20 protein-coding genes are annotated in these 22,604 nt (G+C 56.3%); all 20 read right to left on the bottom strand.

What is annotated here, in order from left to right:
- Positions 1-80 precede the first annotated feature (80 nt).
- Complete coding sequence (locus EDD73_RS04740; RefSeq protein ID WP_131918628.1) at positions 81-1,058, bottom strand: M23 family metallopeptidase; 978 nt, start codon at positions 1,056-1,058, stop codon at positions 81-83.
- A 130-nt stretch (positions 1,059-1,188) separates the two neighbouring features.
- Positions 1,189-1,677, bottom strand: coding sequence for a DUF2062 domain-containing protein (locus EDD73_RS04735; RefSeq protein ID WP_165876327.1), 489 nt, complete (start codon positions 1,675-1,677; stop codon positions 1,189-1,191).
- Positions 1,678-1,741: 64 nt separating this feature from the next.
- Positions 1,742-2,740, bottom strand: a complete 999-nt coding sequence (gene glpX / locus EDD73_RS04730; RefSeq protein ID WP_131918626.1) for a class II fructose-bisphosphatase — start codon at positions 2,738-2,740, stop codon at positions 1,742-1,744.
- Between the two features lie 45 nt (positions 2,741-2,785).
- The gene (gene fsa / locus EDD73_RS04725) at positions 2,786-3,433 is read right to left on the bottom strand and encodes a fructose-6-phosphate aldolase (protein WP_131918625.1); all 648 of its coding nucleotides are present in this window, start codon (positions 3,431-3,433) and stop codon (positions 2,786-2,788) included.
- A gap of 29 nt (positions 3,434-3,462) precedes the next feature.
- Complete coding sequence (locus tag EDD73_RS04720; protein ID WP_131918624.1) at positions 3,463-4,323, bottom strand: class II fructose-1,6-bisphosphate aldolase; 861 nt, start codon at positions 4,321-4,323, stop codon at positions 3,463-3,465.
- 170 nt (positions 4,324-4,493) lie between these two features.
- The gene (locus tag EDD73_RS04715) at positions 4,494-5,162 is read right to left on the bottom strand and encodes a hypothetical protein (RefSeq protein WP_131918623.1); all 669 of its coding nucleotides are present in this window, start codon (positions 5,160-5,162) and stop codon (positions 4,494-4,496) included.
- 88 nt (positions 5,163-5,250) lie between these two features.
- Entirely contained in the window at positions 5,251-5,643 is a 393-nt protein-coding gene (locus EDD73_RS04710; protein WP_165876326.1) for a response regulator, read from the bottom strand.
- A gap of 263 nt (positions 5,644-5,906) precedes the next feature.
- Positions 5,907-6,632, bottom strand: coding sequence for a Yip1 family protein (locus tag EDD73_RS04705; RefSeq protein WP_165876325.1), 726 nt, complete (start codon positions 6,630-6,632; stop codon positions 5,907-5,909).
- A gap of 24 nt (positions 6,633-6,656) precedes the next feature.
- Complete coding sequence (gene sppA, locus EDD73_RS04700; RefSeq protein WP_243116795.1) at positions 6,657-7,595, bottom strand: signal peptide peptidase SppA; 939 nt, start codon at positions 7,593-7,595, stop codon at positions 6,657-6,659.
- Positions 7,592-8,824 (bottom strand): alanine racemase, encoded by a 1,233-nt coding sequence (gene alr, locus EDD73_RS04695; protein WP_165876324.1) that lies wholly within the window; start codon positions 8,822-8,824, stop codon positions 7,592-7,594. Before alr ends, sppA begins: the two co-directional genes overlap by 4 nt.
- Positions 8,825-8,838: 14 nt before the next feature.
- Positions 8,839-9,903, bottom strand: a complete 1,065-nt coding sequence (locus EDD73_RS04690) for a lipid II:glycine glycyltransferase FemX (RefSeq protein ID WP_131918619.1) — start codon at positions 9,901-9,903, stop codon at positions 8,839-8,841.
- 138 nt (positions 9,904-10,041) lie between these two features.
- Complete coding sequence (locus EDD73_RS04685; RefSeq protein ID WP_131918618.1) at positions 10,042-11,649, bottom strand: CTP synthase; 1,608 nt, start codon at positions 11,647-11,649, stop codon at positions 10,042-10,044.
- Positions 11,650-11,744: 95 nt separating this feature from the next.
- Entirely contained in the window at positions 11,745-12,224 is a 480-nt protein-coding gene (gene rpoE, locus EDD73_RS04680; RefSeq protein WP_165876323.1) for a DNA-directed RNA polymerase subunit delta, read from the bottom strand.
- Positions 12,225-12,285: 61 nt separating this feature from the next.
- Positions 12,286-14,079: an arginine--tRNA ligase gene (argS, locus tag EDD73_RS04675; protein ID WP_131918616.1), complete on the bottom strand. Its 1,794-nt coding sequence runs from the start codon at positions 14,077-14,079 to the stop codon at positions 12,286-12,288.
- Positions 14,076-14,507, bottom strand: coding sequence for a YwiB family protein (locus EDD73_RS04670; protein ID WP_131918615.1), 432 nt, complete (start codon positions 14,505-14,507; stop codon positions 14,076-14,078). Before EDD73_RS04670 ends, argS begins: the two co-directional genes overlap by 4 nt.
- Before the next feature lie 295 nt (positions 14,508-14,802).
- On the bottom strand, positions 14,803-15,501 hold the full coding sequence (locus EDD73_RS04665; protein ID WP_165876322.1) for a Crp/Fnr family transcriptional regulator: 699 nt from the start codon (positions 15,499-15,501) through the stop codon (positions 14,803-14,805).
- Positions 15,502-15,651: 150 nt separating this feature from the next.
- Positions 15,652-19,479 (bottom strand): phosphoribosylformylglycinamidine synthase, encoded by a 3,828-nt coding sequence (locus EDD73_RS04660; RefSeq protein WP_131918613.1) that lies wholly within the window; start codon positions 19,477-19,479, stop codon positions 15,652-15,654.
- A 150-nt stretch (positions 19,480-19,629) separates the two neighbouring features.
- Complete coding sequence (locus tag EDD73_RS04655) at positions 19,630-20,367, bottom strand: carbonic anhydrase (protein ID WP_131918612.1); 738 nt, start codon at positions 20,365-20,367, stop codon at positions 19,630-19,632.
- 159 nt (positions 20,368-20,526) lie between these two features.
- A complete protein-coding gene (locus tag EDD73_RS04650; RefSeq protein ID WP_131918611.1) occupies positions 20,527-21,717 on the bottom strand; it encodes a GNAT family N-acetyltransferase in 1,191 nt (396 codons plus the stop codon).
- 15 nt (positions 21,718-21,732) lie between these two features.
- The gene (locus tag EDD73_RS04645) at positions 21,733-22,587 is read right to left on the bottom strand and encodes a DUF2156 domain-containing protein (protein ID WP_165876321.1); all 855 of its coding nucleotides are present in this window, start codon (positions 22,585-22,587) and stop codon (positions 21,733-21,735) included.
- Positions 22,588-22,604 lie beyond the last annotated feature (17 nt).

Below are 22,604 nucleotides of genomic sequence, written 5' to 3'. Positions count from 1 at the left end.
ACCGATCGGCCGAGCCATACTTCAGCAAATTATAACAGAAAGGATTGTACCATAGGTCAAAGAATGGTGCAAGTGGGAATTTAATTGCCTTTGGCAGCGGTGCTCACATAGGCCGCCGGATTCACCGCCCGGCGCTCGACTTGTACTTCCCAATGCAAATGCGGTCCGGTGGATATTCCCGTCGAACCAACCTCACCAATCACTTCACCGCGCGTGATTTCGTCGCCTTGGCGAACCGCCAGGCGTGACAGATGACCGTAGATGGTGCGCACGCCATAGGCATGCTCCAGAATCACCGTTTTCCCATAGACCGGCCGCCATCCGGCATAGGTTACCTTGCCGGTTTGGGCAGCGCGGATCGGTGCACCGGTTTCACGGGCAATGTCCAGACCGTGATGGAATCCTCGCCGGCGCGGTCCAAAGGAGGAGGTAATGACACCCACGAGAGGCGGGCGCATGGCCGAAAGCAACGCTCCCCGTGACGGGTAGATCGTTCGTGGCTCTCTCTTTTCCTTGGCTTGCCGATCACCATCGGGGGGCAAACCCGCTACGTCCTGCTCTACGTCATCGCCACGTCCGTCCCGATCAAGTTCGCCTCCACCCAGGGCATCTTCCGCGTCCTCGGGAGACTGCAATTGCAAATTTTGTCCCGGATAAATGGGGTTGCTTGGCGTCAGACCGTTTAGTGCAAGCAACCGTTCGACAGGTATATGGTTGGTACGGGCAATCGTATACAGCGTTTCTCCGGAACGTACAATGTGGAACTTCGAAGCTTCCGCGCGCTGCCGGTTATCACCGGTTGCACCTTGCACCGGAACGTTCATGGCCACCGTTGTTACCGGTTGCCCTGCTTCCGCCTCACCTTTGAGTAAGCGTGCCACTTCATCATCATCCAAGCCGGCCTTTACCGGCGGTGAGGACTGAAAAACATCAGCGATAGCCTCCGTCCACGCGGAGCTTACAGCGGGCACGGCCAAACTGACGGACGTCCACAGGCAAAAAAGTAAGAGACACGAAACAGCCTTGGGACCGTTGGTGTCTCTTTTGTTCGAAACCATAGTTATGAACAATCACCTCGGATCATTGCGGTCCCGATGATAGATTGCCCATCTTCAATATGCATTATACATTGACCGGTTGCGATTCATGCAACTACGGTGTGATGCTTTACTAACGCAACCGCTTCCGTTACGCCACATAGGATGATGCTGCGTTACGACGTTGCTGCCGGCCCTGCTGCCGCTGCAGCGCCCACCGGCGCACCGGATAGTAGGTAAGGCCATAGGCAATCGTACTGCTGACAGCGCTGCCGGTCACATAAGCCAAACCGGCACTTTGCCAAAACTGCCACGTCATCAGATCATGCGATTGAATCCCTTGCGCTCCATAGCCAGATGCATCACCAAGCACTAACGTGCCGATGGCCATATTTGTGGCCATGAACAACGGAATTGCCCATTTAAACATCAGTGCCGTCAACACCGCAGCGACACGATTGCCTTTGAGCAACGCCGCAAAGGCATAGGCGGCCAAGACACCAATACCAAAAAAAGGGCCAAAGCCAGAAGCAAAGCCCAAGGCTACGCCTCGCGCCAGAGGTTCCGGTTGATCACGCAAACGCAACAATCGCAAATACTGCAATCGCAAGTAGCGCTTAAAATTCTGCCACCGCTTCATGGCTATCCCCGCCATTTCTTCTTGGTGCAACGATGCCTTTGCATGTTGTCATTCCTACGGTTTATTATGCCTCAAATTCAGGGTTGGTGCAACCTTGACGGCCCAGTCCGAAAAAGGGCTTTTTATCTAAACGGTGTAACGCATTGATGAAGCGCACCGTGCCTGTCCGTCCACGAATGACGAGCGTGTGCGTATGGGCACCTTCGGCGGTGAACTTGACTCCTTTGAGCAGGCTGCCGTCGGTGATGCCGGTGGCCGCAAAAACCACACCGTGGCCTTGGACCAGATCATCCATGGTCAACAGTTTCCGGGGATCATCGAGGCCCATGGTGCGACAACGAGCTTCTTCTTGCTCATTTTCCGGCCAAAGACGCCCTTGCATCTCCCCGCCGAGACAACGAATCGCCGCCGCCGCGATGACGCCTTCCGGTGCACCGCCGATCCCCATCATGATATCGATCCCGGAATCGGGAAACGCCGTCGCCACGGCCGGCGCCACGTCACCGTCACCGATCAGGTGAATCCGCGCACCGGCAGCACGCACCGAGTGGATCAACGCTTGGTGACGAGGCCGATCGAGAATCACCACCGTCAGGTCTTCCACGTCTTTGCCGAGGGCATCGGCGACATTGCGCAGGTTATCTTCCACCGGCGCATCCAGCGAAATCCGACCGGCTGCCCGCGGACCGACGACGATTTTGTCCATGTACATATCGGGCGCATGGAGCAAACATCCCCGGTCGGCGATGGCCATAACGGCGATCGAACCGGCCAAGCCCTTGGCAACCAGGTTGGTGCCTTCCAGGGGATCAACGGCAATATCCAATTGCGGTTCTTCGCCGGTACCGACGCGTTCACCGATATAAAGCATCGGCGCTTCATCCATTTCCCCTTCACCGATGACGACGGTGCCGTCCATGTGAATGCTGTCAAACATGGCGCGCATCGCTTCCGTCGCTGCTTCATCGGCTGCATTCTTGTTGCCCCGGCCCATCCAGCGCGCTGCCGCCAACGCCGCCGCTTCCGTCACACGGGCAAATTCTAATGCTAATCTTCTGTTCATAATCCCTATTTATCTCCTCTGTGTCCCCACCCGGTTGTTCGTTTTCTATTTATTTTTCACTGTTTCCCAATCTTGCAGGAACTTTTCGATCCCCGCTTCCGTCAAGGGATGACCGATCATTTGCTGCAAGACTTTATAAGGGACGGTAGCAATCGACGCTCCGGCACGAGCCGCCGCCGTGACATGCACGGGATGGCGAATGCTGGCGGCAATCACTTCCGTGTCCAGATCGTGAATCGCCAGAATCTCGACCAGTTCACGGACCATGTCCATGCCTTCTTGGCCTACATCGTCGAGCCGTCCCACAAAAGGACTGACATAGGTAGCACCGGCCAGCGCCGCTAACAGCCCTTGATTGGCCGAAAAAATCAACGTCACATTGGTGGCGATCCCTTGGCGCGACAGTTGGGCCGTCGCTTTGAGGCCTTCGGCACACATGGGAATCTTGATCACGATATTGGGATGGATCTTGACCAATTCCTGCGCCTCGGCCACCATGGCTTCCGCTTGCATACCAATCACTTCGGCCGAAATCGGGCCGTCTACGATCGAGGTAATTTCCTCCACGACCTGTTGAAAATTCCGGCCCTCTTTGGCAATCAGCGACGGATTCGTCGTGACACCGCTGATCACACCCAGTTCATTGGCCGCCCGGATCTCGGCAATATTCGCACTGTCCAGAAATAAACGCACGGTACTACCTCCTGCTCTTTACTCCCTGCTTAGGCTTGACCAGACGATCCGAACAACCGGATTTTTTCACGAATGATCTCGATCATCTTTTCCTTCGCCGGTCCCAGGAGTTTACGCGGGTCGATCTCGGCAGGATTTTTGGCGATGGCTTCTTTGACACCAGCCACAAATTGCTCGCGAATGTTCGTGTCAATGTTGATCTTGCGCACGCCGCCCCGTTCAATGGCCCGGCGAATGTCTTCATCAGGCACACCGGAAGAGCCATGCATGACGATGGGCGTTTCCGGAACGAGCGAATAGATCTTCTCCAGGCGAGCAAAGTCCAACTCGGGACGGCCTTTGTATTGGCCATGGGCCGTACCGAACGCCGGCGCAAAGGAGTCGACGCCCGTTTCTTGCACAAAACGCAGCGCTTCCGCAGGCTCCGTGAAAAAGACATCCCGTTCATCCACATGGATGTCATCTTCGGTGCCGCCGATCTTGCCCAGTTCGCCTTCCACCGAAACGCCGACGGCCCGAGCGACGGCCAAGACGCGATTGGTCAGGGCGATGTTTTCATCGAGGGGATGCTTGGAGCCATCGATCATGACCGACGTAAAACCGCTGGCGATGCATTTGACACACTGCTCAAACGAAGTGCCATGATCAAGGTGCAGCGCTACCGGGATGGTCGATTGGTCAGCGGCCAAACGGGCCAGGGCAACAATGTATTCGATACCGGCATACTTAATCGCCCCTTGGGACGCTTGAATGATCACGGGAGCGCGCTCTGCTTCGGCAGCAGCAACGATCGCTTGGACAATCTCCATATTGTTGCAGTTAAATGCACCTACTGCATATTTCCCCTCTTTTGCCTTGGCAAGAAGCTGGGCCACGGAAACCATAGGCATGAAAAAACCTCCTTGATAAATTAGTTCTATTGCAAAGAACCCACCATAGGAACAGAATGCCTGATCCGGCGGATCCCCATGCACGCCGCTGGATGGAACGATGGGATTTGAAAAATAAAAACCGCACGACTGATGGGGTGAGCATCAGAAACTGCGGCCGCATGATCCACTTACGTTGTCTTTTTGGTTGGCCGCTTCCGGGCCCCGCGATTCCGGGGTACCGGATGATAGGCTCCTTGAATCTGTATGTTATCAAATCGTTTGACGCTTTCCAGATCGTTGTCGGATTCGGCATAGCAGGTACAGGTATGATCGCAAACTTCACAACGCAATTCCACGCGATCGGGAAATACTTCCACGGCAATCTGCCGGCTCCCGCAGGTACAAGACAAGAGCCCTGCCTCAGCCAATTGATGCAACCGTTCCAGCACTTCATACATGATCTCGGGATTTTCAAAGTAATCGGCCACACCCAGATCGGCGGCCATTTCCTGGAGAGACTTTTCCTGCTTCATGATTGCCGCTTTTACCTTGTCTCGCGGGCCGACATAACCAATGTCGACGAGGGTCTCCACGCACTGCAGATCGATCAGGTTGTGCGCCCAGAGCTGCTTGCGGGTAAACCAATAGAGGTGTTGCGTTTCACACATGATACAGTGGATCTGTAACCAGAATTGTCGCCGATCCTTGCTGCCCACCGTCATTACTTCCGCCCCGCAACTGCAATAGAGCTTCTGGTTTTTTCGGCCGGCAAACGCAAACAGCGAAAGGGCGTGAAACTCCATGCGGCCGCACACAGGACACCGCAATGTGACAATTGTCATGGTGGACACAGTCATGTGGATAACCTCCTCTCTCCCCCATTATTCAACGCTCTACTAGAAAATCCTCTTTTCCCACTGCCAGGATCAACATAGTTTTTTCTGCTTAAAACAACGCTTTTTCGGCTTGTTTTGCCGTTATCCAAGTCCGGATATCTTCGACTAATTGTAGCACGTCAAAAGGCTTGGTAATCTGGCGGTGAATCCCCTGGACGATCGCTTGCTGGCGCAGTTCTACGTCATCATAGGCCGTCATCAGCCAGATCTCCGGCACTTTACCGTGGCGGTGCAGTTCCACCGCCACTTGGAGACCGCTCAATCCCGGCATCTTCATGTCGAGAATGACCAGGTCGTAGGCACTTTGGGTCAATCGAGCCAGTGCTTCGTTGCCATTGCTTGCTGTATCGGCCTTAATATCAAGCAACATCAGCGCGTCGACAAGCAAATGGCGGACCCCACGCTGATCATCGACGACCAATATTTGCGCTTGATCGGGCATTGGCATGCCTCCTCTCTGACTCTTCGTCAATTGTAATCGTTATCAGTAACCACATTGCTCGCAGGATCGATTCGCGATCCGCCGTCCGCTTTCCTGCCATTTTTTAAAAAAACCACGGATTTAACAAAGTATCCTAAAGCAAATCTCCTTTCCGGGCAAAAAAAGACCTGCCGTTGGTTCTGGCAGGTTTTTGGTGATGCGCTTTTTTCGCTTGTGGACATGCTTGGGGAGCCACCAAAGCCAGGTGATATCGGCGCAAGTCGTTAGAGCGTCGACAAGCCGGGCACGGCATGAATAAAGGTCACCGCCGCGATGACCGCCGCAACGGTAATGGCGCCAATCAGCAAAAGCGGTACGCAAACAATGAGCAACGCTCGCCCCGTGCTGAGGGCCAGCGCTTCGCGCACAGCGATGATCTGTAACAGGGCCACCCAAAGGGAAAGCACTGTGACCAGTAAACTCTCTACGCCTTGGGGCAAGCCGACGGTTGCGTCGATCGCTTGCAGCGGAATCTGGAACAAGTTGGGCAATTGCGCCAACCCCAGCGCCGTCAGTAACCCTTTGGCATTGGGCCGACCCCGCAGCAGCTCCCCGGCCAGGTTAAAAAACGCGGCGGCCATGATCCAACCACCAAGACCGATGATGATGGCGCCGGTTCCGGCCAGGGTGACCAGTGCCCGCCATGTGCTGCTGTTCATGGGGCGGCCCATAAAGCCCGCCTCCGGCGGCCCGAGCAAAATCTGGGCCGCCAAGGCGATCATGGCGATGGTCAACACGACGGCTACGGCCAGGCCCAAGGGTTTTTGCCGTGCCGCCTGGCGCAGTGCCCGTACCGGTGCCACCAGCACATAGTAGAGATAGTCACTCCAGGGCCAATTGTTGGTAGTCATCACCGGTTCGGCTACGCCCCCGTCGGCGGCCGGCAACGGCCCTTTCTCATCAGCCGTACCGGGCCCACTTGCCTCCGGCCACGGTTGTTTTTCCTCCACAGCCATTCCGCCTTTCGTTCCGGATTAGGGGAGTGCCGGTTTTCCTTGGTCCACTTGCAGCCAGCGCAAGAAGTCCGCCGGCGTCACCGCTTGCTGGAGCTTGCTTTGCGCCCCCATGGAGCCAAGAAGTTTTTCTAAGGTGCTTATATTGCCGTATTCTTCGATCACCGGCTCGCCTTCGATCCCGGCCAGTTGCGCCGCCCGATCGACAGCATCATAAAAGGTGCCCAGCTCATCGACGAGGCCCACGTTCAGCGCTTGGCGACCGGTATAGATGCGCCCGTCGGCCAAGGTACGCACTTGATCTTTGGTCATCTTGCGCCCGTCAGCGACCACATCGAGAAACTGTTCATAAGTGTCGTTGACCAACGCTTGCACAATGGCTAATTCTTCCGGTGTCAACTCACGATCCGTCGAAAGGATGTCTTTATAAGGGCCGCTTTTGATCACACCGGGACGGTAGCCAATCTTTTTATACAGTTCTTGTAAGTTTGCGTAGTCGATACGCACACCGATAGAGCCTGTCGTCGTCGTCGGCAATGCCACAATCTTGTCACACTTGGCCGCCAGCCAGTACCCGCCGGACGTAGCCATCTCCCCCATGGAAGCCACAACGACTTTACCGGATTGCCGGACCTTGGCCAATTCTTCCCCTAGCTCTTGTGATGCTGCCGACGTTCCGCCCGGCGAATTGATGCGTAGCACCACCGCTTTGATCGACGAATCATCACGCAACTGGCGCAGCGTCTCCAAAATCTGCCGCCCGCTGCCCGGTGTCGCCAATACCGTGCCCGTCGATGCGTCGCTGATCACGCCTTCCACACGCACCACCGCTACCGTTTGATCGGCACCGGGTCCTTTGCTTGGCTTGGCGTCATGATTCGGTCCATAAAAAAAGAGCGCTGCGAAAGAGGCCACGAGAATCGCCGCCAGACCACCGACTACCCACTTTTTCGTGGTCACCGTTCATCCCTCTTTTCCTGTTGCTCTGCCGCCCCCGACGCTACCCATACCCGCGGTAAGTCCGGTCGAATCACGGTGCGCCGGGCCGGCAGTTCCACCGGATCACCGATGCAGACATCCATGCCGGTCACATCGATCATGGTAAACTGCATGGCCACTTTACCAAGAACAGGCCGCTCCTGATCACCGACACGGACCCGGCGCCGCCCCGGCCCGTAGCCGAAAAAAGCCAGCGCTTGTTTGGCCAGCACTTTGAGCAAATCGATGATGCCCACCGGTACACTGACCGGTTCCAGTTGCCAACCGTCGACGTACCCCACAGGCACAACGGCCACCGTCGTCGGCCGGGACGTCACAAAAGCGCGGCCGTAGCCTACACCGTGCCCGGCCGGTACATCAGCGACGTGGGCGATGCGCGCTTTGAGCCGCCAGGGATCACGCACATCGATCATGGCGCTGCCACCGGCCAGCGGGGACTGTCCATACAACAGTGTGCCCACACGTACCGCCGTCCATCGATATTCAGGATAAGCCAGTGTGGCCGCCGAATTGGCCAGATGCACAATCGGCAACACGGCCCCGGCGGCTTCCATCGCTCGAAGGGCCTGCTCGAATTGGCGCGCCTGATGATGTACCCAGGCCGGATCGCCCGTGGCGGCCGTGGCCAGATGGGTAAAGGCGCCTTCGATCACCAGTTCCTCCATGACGAGGATGGCTTGCACCAGCGATGGCGCTTGTTCCGGTGTTACGCCGGTGCGCCCGAGGCCGGTCTCCACTTTAATCTGCACCGGGTAGTTCGCTTTGCTCTGGGCTTGTACGGCCTGGCGGAGCGCCTCCGCCGCTTCGACGGTGCTGATGGCCGGCGTCAAATCAGCAGCCACCAGCGCGTCCATCTCGCCCGGCAACGTCGGCCCCATGACGAGAATCGGGGCTTCGATGCCATGACGGCGCAGTTCCCGGCCTTCGACTACATGAGTAACCGCCAGGCGATCGGCACCGGCTTCAAGCAACGTACGGGCGCAAGCCACAGCTCCGCAGCCGTAGGCGTTGGCTTTAACAACGGCATAAAAGATCGTCTCTGCGCCGATGTGCCGGCGAACGGCGCGAGCGTTATGGGCGATGGCGTCGAGATCGACTTCCACCCAAGCGGCCAGCGCGCCGGTGACATCATCGAGGGCAGCCCGGGGCGTCACCGGCTGATCACCGGCCCTTTGTTCGATCGCTTGCATGGCTTCGTCCCTTCTCATTTCTTGCGCACGAGGAGTTTACGCACCGTGTTTTGGTACAGCGGTTCGGCAAAATTCCAAAACCGGTACATGAGCGGTTGGTACACACGGTCGTATTCACCGATAAACTCCACATAATCGCCGTTAAAGCCTTTCTTAAAGCGCACCAAGCCGTAGAGGGGATGATCTTCGCCGACATGGCCGGGCACACCGCGAAAATCGTACAAGTTGCAGCCGTTGGCTTTGGCCCAGTTGATCATTTTCCACTGGATCAAGTAGTTGGGCATGACGTTGCGATACTGGTTGGACGAAGCGCCGTAGAGATACCAGGCCGTTTTGCCGTTGATCAGTGCCAGGGTACCGGCGATCACTTGGCCTTCATAGCGCGCCAAAAAGAGCTTGCCTAAGCCTTGCTCGACCAGGTTGTCCCACATGTCTTCAAAATAAGAGTAGGAGCGAACGAGGAAGTTATCCCGTTCGCAGGTTTCTTTGAGCACTTGATAAAAAACGGGCAGTTCCTCTTTGCCCACTTGATCATCGATCACGACGCCGCGTTTTTCAGCGAGGCGGATGTTGTAGCGGGTTTTCTGGTGAAAACGGGCAAAGACCTTGTCCAGATCGTCGCTGATGTCCAAGCGAAAGACATAGCGCGGCTGCACGCCTTCAAAACCTTCCCCCGTATCGACACGCTGAAACTGCTGATCCTGTAGATACTGGCTCCAAACCGGGTTGGGCGTGGTTATATCGGGATCGATTTTCAGAAAAATGGCGTCTTCCCGTTGGGCCAGGCGCTCGACCGCTTGCAAAAGCAAATCGGCGGCGGCCCGATCGGCCGGATCAACGACGGGACCGCGAGGCGCATAGAAAATATGTTTGCCGATGACCGGCAGGCGCCGTTTCAAGATCGAAACAGCGGCGCGGATCTGGCCGCCTTCTTCCACCACCAGGCGATAGGGCTGCCAGCCGGTTTTGGCTTTCACATCGCCCCACTGCCAGGTTTGCAGCACATGACCTTTGGGGTGCATGGCAATAAACGCATTAAAGCGCTCTTTATCCGCCAGGGTAAGTTCAGTGGCCTGCATGTAGTCCTCCTCATGGGCGTGACAGTGCTACCCAATAGCCTGCCCGCGAATAAACCGAAAGAGACCTTTTCGCAGTGTTGTTAGGCAGGCTGCGAAAAGGTCTGCTATGTTCGGGGCTTCTTCTTGTTAATCGTGCGATTACCGCCGTCCAAACTGCAGCGCGGCGCGGATGAAATCGCGGAACAACGGATGGGGACGGTTGGGCCGCGATTTAAATTCGGGATGGAACTGGGAAGCGACGAACCAGGGATGGTCTGTCAACTCGATGATTTCCACAAGACGCTCGTCTGGCGATGTACCGGCAATGGTCATTCCGGCCTTGACGATGGCCTCGCGGAAGGTGTTGTTGAATTCATAGCGATGGCGGTGACGTTCGTAGATCACTTCATCTTGATAAGCATCCCAGGTCTTGGTGCCGCGGGCCACGCGGCAAGCATAGGTACCGAGACGCATGGTGCCGCCTTTGTCTTCGATGTCTTTTTGCTCCGGCAAAAGATCGATGACGGGATGGGTCGTCTCCGGTGTAAACTCGCTGGAATTGGCATCGGCCCACCCCAGGACGTTACGGCAGTATTCAATCACGGCCAGTTGCATGCCGAGGCAGATGCCCAGCATCGGTACACGATACTCACGGGCATATTGGATGGCGCGGATCTTGCCTTCGATGCCGCGGTCGCCGAAGCCACCGGGTACAAGAATGCCGTCTACGTCGGCGAGGAATTCTTCCAGGTTGCCGCCTTCCAAGTCCGCCGAGTAGATCCACTTGATCTTGACGGCTGTATCATGGAAAAATCCGGCGTGGCGGAGGGACTCGGCAACGCTCATATAAGCGTCCGGAAGCGCCACATATTTGCCGACAAGGCCGATCGTGACTTGATGGCTTTGATTGCGCGTTTTTTCCACGAGCGCTTCCCATTCGGTTAAGTCAGGCTCAGCACAGTCCAACTTGAATTTTTTGATGATGATGTCATCGAGGCCTTCTTTTTTGAGGAGCAGCGGGCACTCGTAAATTGACGGTGCATCGACCGCTTGGATGACGGCTTCCGGTTCGGTGTTGCAAAAGAGGGCAATTTTTTCGGCCAAGTCGCGGGGGAATTCTTTTTCGGTCCGGCAGACGATGACGTCCGGCTGGATGCCGATCGAGCGCAGTTCTTTGACGGAATGCTGCGTCGGTTTCGTTTTGACTTCACCGGCCGCCCCTAAGTACGGTACCAAGGTTACGTGAATATAGGCTACGCGCTCTTTGCCGATATCGGACTTCATCTGACGGATGGCTTCGAGAAAGGGCAGCGACTCAATGTCACCGACGGTGCCGCCGATTTCGGTGATGACCACGTCAGGATTGGATTCCCGGGCGACACGCAAGACGCGCTCCTTGATTTCGTTGGTGATATGGGGGATCACTTGCACCGTGCCACCCAGATATTCACCTTTGCGCTCCTTGCTGATGACGGACCAGTAGATCTTGCCGGTCGTCACGTTGGACGCTTTCGTCACGTTAATATCGACGAAGCGCTCATAGTGACCCAGATCGAGATCGGTTTCGGCACCGTCATCGGTGACAAAAACCTCGCCGTGCTGATAGGGGCTCATCGTGCCGGGGTCAAAATTAATATAGGGATCAAATTTTTGAATCGCTACTTTTAAGCCCCTGCTTTTGAGCAAACGGCCCAAGGATGCCGCAGTGATCCCTTTGCCCAGTGAGGAGACGACGCCTCCGGTAACAAATATAAATTTCGTTTGCATCATTTTGGCCTGCTTTCGAGCATTTTTTCAACCTTTATTTATTCTAGCTGACTCCGAACATTTGGGCAACCCGATAAGCGCGCAAAAAAGCGGGCCTAGTCGGCCCGCTCCCAATCATCGTCGCGGCTGCGTCCGTAATCGTGGTCACGCTCGTCAAACTCATCATCGACGTCGCTGTCATCGTAGTCGACGGTTTTGCTGAGCAGCGAAATGGTCGGCACTTTCTTGGCGGTTTTTGTCGGTGCCCAGTTGCGAATCCCCCACATACCGTTGCCAAAATGAACAAAGCGCATGTCCAGATTTAACTGGGAATAGACAAAGTTAATATCGGTTGCTGCGTAGGGCGACTGATAGCCCAACTTACCGAGAGCCGCTTCAATCAGATCACGATAATACATGGGCTCGCCTTGTTGGTTTAACACGCTATACAGTGTATCGGCCTCCGAAAAGCGCGGTGCCGGCCGGGTCGCCCGCGGCGGCTTCGGCGCTTCCACCGTTTCCACGGCTTGGGCGTCGGCCGTGATGCTTTGGCCGGCCGCTTCGTTAACGTTCTTGGTTTCCGTTACTTCGGACACTTGTGTCAACACTCCTTATCCGAACTCATCTACCTGTGAATCCACAATTTATCCGACTATACTACATCCGCTCCGGTGCTGTCAAACCCAGCCAGTGCAAAACGTTGCGCAGGACGATGCGCGTATCATCGACAACGAGCAAGCGCGCCTGTTGCAGCGCCGGATCATCATTGAGGACACGGCAATGGGTGTAAAACGCGTGGAAAAGGGCCGCCAGATCTTGGGCGTAGCGGGCCATCCGGTGCGGTTCCATTTGCATCGCCGCCCGCGCCACTTCATCGGGCAGATCGGCAATCTTACGCAGCAAAGCCAGTTCGGAGGGATGAGTAAGCACCGTCAGATCGATATTATCCGGCGCTGCCGGCGCCGCCTTAAGGAGGCTCGTCAGCGATGTGCCGGAAACGTCGCAGGAACCGCAGCCCGTAAGGCCGCAAGAACTCGGCATCGACGCCGGTGCCGATGCGACGCGCGGTACGGCGGCACCGGCATCTTGGGCGGTGCGCAGGATCGAGCAGATCCGGGCATGGGCGTATTGGACATAGTAGACAGGGTTTTCGGCGGACTGGCTTTTGGCCAGATCCAGGTCAAAATCGAGGTGCGAGTCGGCGCCGCGCATGACAAAGAAAAAGCGGGCCGCATCTTTGCCGACTTCTTCCATCAGTTCTTCCAAGGTGATGTACTGGCCGGTCCGCTTGGACATGCGCACGATCTCGCCGCCTTTGAAGAGGCGTACGAGTTGCATGAGGATGACATCGAGATCTTCCGGCGGATAGCCGACGGCTTGCACGGCGTTTTTCATCCGGGCCACGTGACCGTGGTGGTCGGCACCCCAGATGTTGATCACCCAGTCAAAGCCGCGATCAAATTTATTTTTGTGATAGGCGATATCGGCGGCAAAATAGGTGGGGATACCGTTGGAACGGACGAGCACTTCGTCCTTTTCTTCCCCAAAGGCCGTCGCCTTGAACCACTGGGCACCTTCGTTTTCGTCAACGTAGCCGTTGGTGCGCAGGGTTTCTAAGGTTTCCTGAATCGCACCGGATTCATGGAGCGTTTTTTCCGAAAACCAAACGTCGTATTCGACGCCAAAGTTGGCCAGGGTTTGCCGGATGGCACCGATTTTCTCTTGCAAGCCATAGGCGACGAGAGCGGCGCGCCGCTCAGCTGTTTCCATCTGTACGTACCGGTCGCCGTCGCGGGCGATCAATCCTTGCATGGTCTCGATGATATCGTGGCCATGATAGCCTTCTTCCGGGAAGATCACGTCGTGGCCCAAAAGTTCCAGATAGCGCGCTTCCAGTGATTTGGCAAAATTCTCAATCTGGTTGCCGGCGTCATTGATATAAAATTCTTTTTGTACGTCAAAACCGGCGGCGCGCAGCAAATTGGCTAAGGTGTCGCCCAGCGCAGCGCCGCGAGCGTTCCCCATGTGCAGCAGTCCCGTGGGATTGGCCGACACGAATTCCACTTGGACCCGTTTGCCTTGACCGGCATCGGAGGTGCCATAGGCGTGATCTTCGGCCTGCACGTGAACCAGCACCGGATAGAGCCAGCGATGATCGAGGGCAAAGTTGATAAAACCGGGGCCGGCAATTTGAATGTCCTGCACCCAAGTGCCGGTCCGATCAAAACGGTCGACGATTTTTTGCGCTAACTGGCGCGGGTTCATGCGCGCTTTTTTGGCCATGGTCATGGCAATGTTGGTGGCAAAGTCACCGTGCTGTTTTTCACGGGGCACTTCCAGTTCGGCCAACGGAAGATCGTCTACGTTGATCGTGCCGTCTTGCTGCAGCGATGCCAGTGCCTGCCCAAGGGAGGTAATAATCTTTTGCCGTATCGATTCCACAGAATTCATGAATAGCGGTCCTCCTTAACAGTGATCAGCAAGGAATTGTTGCACACCGTTTGCTGACCGATCTGTAGTTCATATTCGAGATTGATCGCTCCCCCGGTTTCGCCAAAATCAACGTGAACGCGTGACGGGATGATGCCCAGATGGATCGCGCCCTGCGGGGTAACGTACATGCCTTCATCGAGCTTACCCAGTTCGAAGGTCTGCTTCATTTCGGCTTTGCCCATGCGATTAAGGACGACTTTGTCAGTTTGGATCCGCAGGGATGTGGTGGAACCTTCCATGCCGGACATGGCGGATTCGTTATAGACGATATAATACGAATCGGGGCGAATAAAAAGCAATCCCTCTGTAAAAAGCTCCATCGTATCGGCTTCACCGAGGTCATTGATCTGGGTGCCTTTAATCGTCACAAGTACGTTTTTTTTCATAATTAGACGGTCTCTCCTCTATTATCACTGGTTCGATGATGGCTCGGGGCCGGCGTCGGTTGGATCAACATCCCGATGCACGCGAAGCGTTCGTAGCTCTTGATCACTTTTGGCCATTGTACCTGGTACATTGCTGTGTACGGGTAAGTGTTGCCGCGCTGCCTAACCGATGGCTTGTTTATTTGTTCCAGTGCAATAGAGTATATCCCATGAACCCCCAGGTGTCTACGTTCTGCCGCACCTGTTCACCGGGTTACGGTTCCCCGGCCATGGGCTCCGGCTTTTCCCTACGCGGTTATTCGCGCTCGCGCCCACCGGAAGCACGATAGCGGAGTTCTTCCATATCGCGGATGATGATCGTCTGCCGATCGATCTCCAAGATGCCCAAGCGTTCATATTCGGCCAGGATGCGGGAGACCGTTTCACGGGACGTACCGATAAGCTGCGCCATTTCCTGTCGCGTCAGGTTGGTGCGAATCGAAATGGTATTGCCTTCACTGACACTGTCGTTATGGGCCAAGCGAACCAAACTGGCCGCCACACGGCCGTGGGTGTCCAGCAAGGCCAGATTTTTCATGTGCCGGTAGGCATGACGCAATCGTTTGGCTTCAATGCGTAGCAATTCACAGGCCATCAAGGGATACTGGTGCAACAACTTGTGAAAGGATTCCTTATTGATCGCAATAAGACGCACTTCTTCCAGAGTCTCGGCGGTGTACGGTGCCGGACTACCGTCCATGACGGCAATCTCGCCGAAAAATTGCCCGGGCCGGATGATCGTCAACATTTTTTCCAGCCCGTCGAGGTTGACTTTGATCAGTTTGACTTTTCCTTGGAGCAGAAAATAGACGGCTTCTGCCGTCTCTCCCTCGCCAAACAGGCGGTGCCGCTTTTTATGGATGCGCTCCCCCTGGGCCGCCGCCAGGGCTTGCAGTGCTTCATCGGGCAGGACCGAAAGCCCATCCATGCATTTTAACTGCTGCCATAACTCCATCATGACTCCCCCGGCATTGTTCGTTTATGTTCATCATACGTCCTTCCGGAGTTGGATGCAAGGTGCCTGCAAAAATGCCTCGGCGGCATTGGAGCGTACGCCCGAAAAAAGCCGCCCGGCACCGAGAGCACCGGACGGCGATACATATTCTTACCGGAAATAAGCGACACCTGCCGCGAAAATCCCTTGATCCTTTTCACCGGGCACATTGATGGCTACGGACTGACCGATCCGCTCCGAGTGGCCCATCTTGCCGAGTACGCGGCCGTCGGGGCTGGTGATCCCTTCAATGGCCATCATTGACCCGTTGGGGTTCCATTCAATCGCCATGGTCGGCTGTCCAACGGCATCGACATACTGCGTGGCAATCTGTCCGGAAGCGACCAGCTTGGCTAATTGCTCCGGCGGCGCCACAAAGCGGCCCTCACCGTGGGACATGGCCACCGTATGGACGGCACCCACTTCCACGTTATGGAACCAGGGCGACCCATTGTTCACCACTTTGGTGCGCACCATGCAGGAGATATGGCGGCCGATCTGGTTAAAGGTCAACGTCGGATAGTCCGGCGTCATGTCGACAATCTCACCAAACGGCACAAGGCCCACTTTGATCAGCGCCTGGAAACCGTTGCAGATGCCCAGCATCAAGCCGTCACGCTGCTTAAGCAGTTCCATCACGGCTTCTTTGACGCGGGGGTTACGCAGCACCGTCGCAATAAATTTTCCCGAACCTTCCGGTTCGTCACCGGCGCTGAAACCACCGGGCACCATGACAATCTGGGCGCGGCGAATCTCTTCGACGAGCGCGGCCAGCGACTCTTCCACATCATGAGCCGTCAAGTTGCGGAAAATCAACGTCGATACGTCGGCGCCGGCTTGTGTGAAGGCCCGAGCCGAGTCATATTCACAGTTCGTCCCCGGGAACACCGGAATCAATACGCGCGGCCGAGCCAAGGCCGGTGCGCGCCGGCGTGCCGTCGGGACCGGTGCTACCGGCGCCGGTACGACCAAGGACGCTTGATTGGCCGTTGCTTCGGCAGGTACGGCCGCCGCAGTGCCGGCCAGGCGTGTGGCAAAAATCGGCTCCAGCGGCGCCGTCCAGGCGTCCAGCGCATCGTCAAGCGCGATCACCTGGTCATTGACGATGATCTCGGGCTCGTCGATGGTCACGCCGAGACGAACAAACTCCACATCGCCCAGCAGCGCCGCTGCATCGCTGCCTTCCGGCAGTTCCAGCACGATCGCCCCGTATTCCGGCGCAAAAAGCTGTTCCGGCGACAGCACCATCGAAAGTTTGACGCCAATGCGGTTGCCAAAACACGCTTTGGTCAAAGCGGCCGCCAAGCCGCCGACGCGCACACTTTGCGCCGCCAGCACATGACCGTTTTGGATGAGCGACGTGATCCGGCTGTAATTTTTGGCGAGTTCATCAAAATCGGGGCAATCATAGGCGTCACGGGCCAGCGGTACCAGCACAATTTGGCTGCCGGCCTTTTTCCACTCCGGCGAGACCACCTGTTGGGTGGACAAGGTGCCGACGGCAAAAGCGACCAGCGTCGGCGGCACATGGAGGTCCATAAACGTACCGGACATGCTGTCTTTGCCGCCAATGGCCGGGATACCCAGACGGGCTTGCGCGTAAAAAGCGCCTAAGAGGGCGGCAAAGGGCTTGCCCCAGCGCTCGGCGTCTTGACCGAGCTTTTCAAAATACTCTTGCAGTGTCAGGCGAACTTTCCGGTAGTCGCCGCCCATGGCCACGATCTTGGCGACCGCTTCGATCACGGCATACAACGCGCCGTGGAAGGGACTCCAGCGGGCAATCTGCGGATTGAAGCCAAAGGACATGGCGGTGGCGGTTGTCGTTTCCCCGTGGAGGATCGGAATCTTGGCGACCATCCCTTCGGCCGGCGTCAGTTGTTCGCTGCCGCCGAGGGGCATCAGCACCGTACCGGCGCCGATGGTGCTGTCAAAACGCTCGACCAGGCCTTTTTGGCTGCAGACATTCAGATCGCCCAAGTTGGCCAGCCAGGCGGCCCGTAAATCGCCGAGCTGCGCCGTCACGTGGGAGGGCAATTGATGAAAGACCATTTGATCAACTGTCGGCACCGTCACGCGCACTTGGGTGGACTGCTTTACACCGTGGGTATTCAAGAATTCGCGGCTCAAATCGACAATGGCCTTGTCGCGCCAACGCATCACCAAGCGGCCGTTATCGGTCACTTTGGCCACGACCGTCGTTTCCAAGTTCTCCGCTGCCGCCTGCGCGCAAAAGGCGTCCACATCGGCAGCGCTGACGACCACCGCCATCCGCTCCTGCGATTCCGAGATGGCCAGTTCCGTGCCGTCGAGGCCTTCATACTTTTTGGGCACTGCCGCCAGATCGATTTCCAGCGCATCGGTCAGTTCACCGATGGCCACAGAAACACCGCCGGCGCCAAAGTCGTTACAGCGTTTGATCAAACGGCTGACGGCGGGGTTGCGGAACAAGCGCTGGATCTTGCGCTCCGTCGGTGGATTGCCTTTTTGCACTTCGGCGCCGCAGGTCATCAGCGAATCGGCCGTGTGCTCCTTGGAAGAACCGGTGGCACCGCCGCAACCGTCACGGCCGGTCCGGCCACCGACCAAGATGACCACATCACCGGCGACGGGCGCTTCCCGCACGACATTCTCGCGCGGCGCGGCGGCGATGACGGCACCGATTTCCATCCGCTTGGCCACATAACCTTCGTCATAGATCTCTGCGACCTGACCGGTGGCCAAGCCGATTTGGTTGCCATAGGAACTGTATCCGGCGGCGGCGCCGATGGTGATCTTGCGCTGCGGCAGTTTGCCGGGCAAGGTTTCTTCTACCTTACGGCGCGGATCACCGCTGCCGGTCACTCGCATCGCTTGATACACATAGGAACGGCCGGACAGGGGATCGCGGATCGCTCCGCCGAGACAAGTGGCGGCCCCGCCAAAAGGCTCGATCTCCGTCGGGTGGTTGTGCGTTTCGTTTTTGAACATGACCAGCCAATCTTCCTGGCGGCCGTCCACATCGACGGGCACAACGATGCTGCAGGCGTTGATCTCTTCGGACTCGTCCAGATCAGCCAGCTTGCCGGCTTTGCGGAGCGCTTTCATGCCAATCACCGCAATGTCCATCAAACAAACATCGCGGTTGTTGACTCCCTCTTGACCATAGACTTGCTCCCGGGCCTGCAAATATTCCTGGTAGGCGGTACGGATCGGCCGGGTAAAATGGCCTTCCAGAATGTCTACGTCTTCCACCCGCGTCAGGAAAGTGGTATGGCGGCAGTGATCGGACCAGTAGGTATCGATCACTTTGATTTCCGTCAGCGTCGGATCGCGCTTTTCCGTATCGCGGAAATAAGCCTGGCAGAACTGCAGATCGGCAAAGCTCATGGCCAGACCCATCTCGCTCATCCATGCACGCAGTTCTGCTTCTCCATAGGCTGTCCAGCCAGTCAGCACCGGCACATCAGGCGGAATCTCAGCAGCGACCTCCAGCGTCGCCGGTTTGGCCAAGGCCGCTTCCCGCGACTCGACGGGGTTGATGCAGTAGGCTTTGATCTTGGCCAGATCGTCATCGTCGATGTCGCCGGTCAAGAGGATCACCTTGGCCGACAAGAGCGCCGGGCGCTCTTTTTGCGTTAAAATCTGCACACACTGGGCCGCCGAATCGGCCCGTTGATCATATTGGCCGGGCAAGTATTCCATGGCAAAGCGTTTTGTCCCCGCCGGGATCGGCAGTTCTTCATCGTAGACCTGATCAACCATCGGTTCGGCAAAAATCGTCTCTCGGGCTTGTTGATATTCCTCATTGGCCATCCCGGCCACATCATAGCGCTGAACGATCCGCAGCCCCGTCAGCCCCTTGATGCCCAGATTCACCTGCAGATCCGCCAACAAATGCCGCGCTTCTACGTCAAATCCTGCTTTTTTCTCTACATAAATCCGTTTCACTGCGTCTGTCATCGATTCTCCTCCTTGTCGCAACACCATCAGCACTACTTCTATCGACATCCATTGCGGAAATCGCACAACTTGCCACGTTCATCTTACCTGAATCCGGGCCATCCCACAACCATCTGCATCAAAGTCCCGGCGTGACTTGCCGGTTCGGGCTTAGTTGGGCTGGGTCGTGGCGGTTACCGGTTGGTTCAGCCACTGCACCTGGCCCTCATCCAAGTCATACTTTGCTCCTACAAGCAGGATCGCTTGCTTTTGGATGGCCGCTTTGATGATGGCGCTTTTTTCTAACGCATTGACCGTGTTTCTCACATTTTCAACAACCGCTTCTTCCACCAGATCATTGCCGCTAACACTGCTGGCTTTGGCTTTTTCCACCGAAGGTTTGATTTTTTTCACGATCTCATCGATGTGGCCGTGCACTTCGCCGCCTTGAACAGTGGCGGCTACAGCACCACATTTTTCGTGACCCAACACAACCACCAACGGCGCTTTTAGGTGTTCCACAGCGTACTCCACACTGCCGATCTCATGGTCGTCCACCACGTTCCCGGCTACCCGGATCACAAAAAGATCGCCCAACCCCTGGTTAAAGATCAGTTCCGGCGGCACCCGGGAATCAGAACAACTGACGACCACCGCAAAAGGGGTTTGCCCTTGCACCAGGGCTTGGCGCTTTTGCGCACGCAGATCAACAGCCACTGGCTCGCCCTCAACAAAACGCCGATTGCCGTCCTGCAGCAACGTCAGCGCGTTTTCCGGTGCAGTGGTCGCTACGGTTTTTCTCACTGTTGCTTCCCGGAGAAAATGAAACGGTTGACCGTCGATGACATCGTAGGCACCACCGATCAACAGACCGATGCCGGCAACCGCCATCAGGAATCGCTTGTTCATCCTAATCAGCTCCTTCTGCTGATTCTTTTGTGAAGGTTGCCAAAACAAACATCTTTTTGCCAACCTTCGGCTACTTTTTTTACCTTACGCTTCCGCTGGGACCAATAGTCCGCTGTTCCGGAAAAATCAAAAAGACGCGAATCCTCGCGCCTTTCTAGCTTAGTAATATTCATTAATATAATTGATCATCGGCGGCAACAAGGTCGATAAAGCAGCCATCGCGATGGCCTCCCCTTGGCAACGACCGGCTCGATGCAACTCCTCTACGGACAACCGGCCAAAAAGCAGCTGCGTCAACGCACCGATGGAACAGCGCACATCGCCCGTTCCTTCACCGCAGGGCGTCACCGTCACGCAACCGTCTTGCTCTTCTAGCAAGAAAAGCTGATCATTCCAAGGCGCCAACGGGTCATCCACACGCAGCCGGATTGGCGCCGTACTGCCCGACCAGGGCAAACCGGTAAAGGCGGCGGCCACATCGACAATGCGCCCCGTCATCATCGGCTCCAACAGCACCTGCCCCTTGGGGTTCGGCAAGCTAAACAGCACGTCATCATCAATGGCTGCATTCCACTCAATGTGCTCGACTTGCGAGCGGTGATTGTGTAAAAACTGCAGCAAACTCGTCTGGGCCGCGCCATCGACAAAAGCCATCTCCCGGACCACCAGCGTACTTCCTTGGAGAGCATAGAAGAGGTAGCCGATGGGCGCAGCGCCCTCCTCCAGGATGTAGATCCGGCCGCCGCCGAGGGTATGCTCTTCAAAAAGTTGCTGCCAGTTGGCAAAACTGCGCAGCACATAGCCGTGCTTCTCGGCTAAAAACGTGCGATAAATGGCTTGCATGCGACCGAAATCATCCATCGTTGCCGGACGCATGCGTCCCGGTCCGCCTTGAAAGCCCTTGAGATCCATCGGGCTTAATTTATAGACCAAGCGGTGATAGCAAAATTCCCAATGCAGGGGCCGGTAGAACCCGACGGCGGAAGGCATGAGGATGCTGACGGCGATCTCGCGCCGCCGCATCTCCCCCAGCGATGCTTGCAACAAACCCCGCACCGCACCGCCACGGCGCGCTTCCGGCCTTGTGGCCACACCGACAATGTAGGACACCGGCACGGCTCGCCCGCGCAGTTCCAGCGTATAGGGATTCAAGTGTAAACAACAGTCCATTTGATCCCCGTCATAGCCGCCCAGCACACGGTCAAGGGCGTAGTACTGTGAAAAATACCATTGATAAAAGGGATCGCTTTCGCGTTCAAAACAGTAATCCCAAAGCCATTGAATCGCCGCTTGATCAGCCGGCCCGGCCATGCGATATTCCACCGTTGTCACTCCACTTCGTTTCTGCACTTAATTTGCCTCGGCTTAGGCCAACGTCACCGTATATTTTTTCACAAACTTGACCGGACGATAAGACAGTTTGGCTTTGCGTAAGCCCTCCAAGCCCAGATCTTCTTCCCGATTGATATAGGTCATCGTTGACCAGGCTTGCCGGCAAAATTCACGGTTAATAAAGGGATAACAGCCGGCAATATTGGGATTCGCTTTTTCCACATGGATCAATGCCGTATCGGCATGAAGCGCTTCCCCAAAGGTAAAAGCCTCCACTTTGTCCCGGATGATCAACACACCGCCGGTAACGCCTAACTCCAAAAAATGATCGAGGGCATCGGTAATGGCCTCTTTTTCCAGACGCAGGTTCTCATCTTGGTCACAGCCGCGTTGACTGCACCATTCCCGTTCATTGTCCAGACAAGCGCCGATCCACTCTTCCGTCAAGGGCACATAGCGATGGTTCGGATATTCCTTTTCGAACTTATGCAGATGATTGCGCTTCGCTTGATACTTCCGCCCGCCCAGTTCGATCAGATCTTGAGCCCGGTATACATAGTCATAGCTGGCCCGATCAGCCCGAAAACGGTACTTGCCGGGAAAGCGTGTCGCTAACCGGCAAACGAGCCAATCGGGCGTTCCACGCATGACCCAGGTCATCCCTTGCACCCGGCAAAACGCTTGCAACTGCTGGATGACTTCATCCAGGCGTTCATCGTCCGGTCCAAAAGGCGGTAAAAAGTACCTTTCCCCCCGGCCGGCTTGCACCACCAAGTGATCGCCCAGAATCATCCATGCCGTTTGAAACGCCCGGCGCCAGATATAAAGTGTTGTAAAATTACATTCCGAGCCCTCATCACGGCGTTGGCGTAAGTAGGAACGAAACAACGCTTGATCCTCTAAAC

Source organism: Heliophilum fasciatum (assembly GCF_004341395.1).
GTDB lineage: Bacteria > Bacillota > Desulfitobacteriia > Heliobacteriales > Heliobacteriaceae > Heliophilum > Heliophilum fasciatum.
Note: the sequence above shows the minus strand (reverse complement) of the source record. Positions and strands in the feature narration are given on the sequence as shown.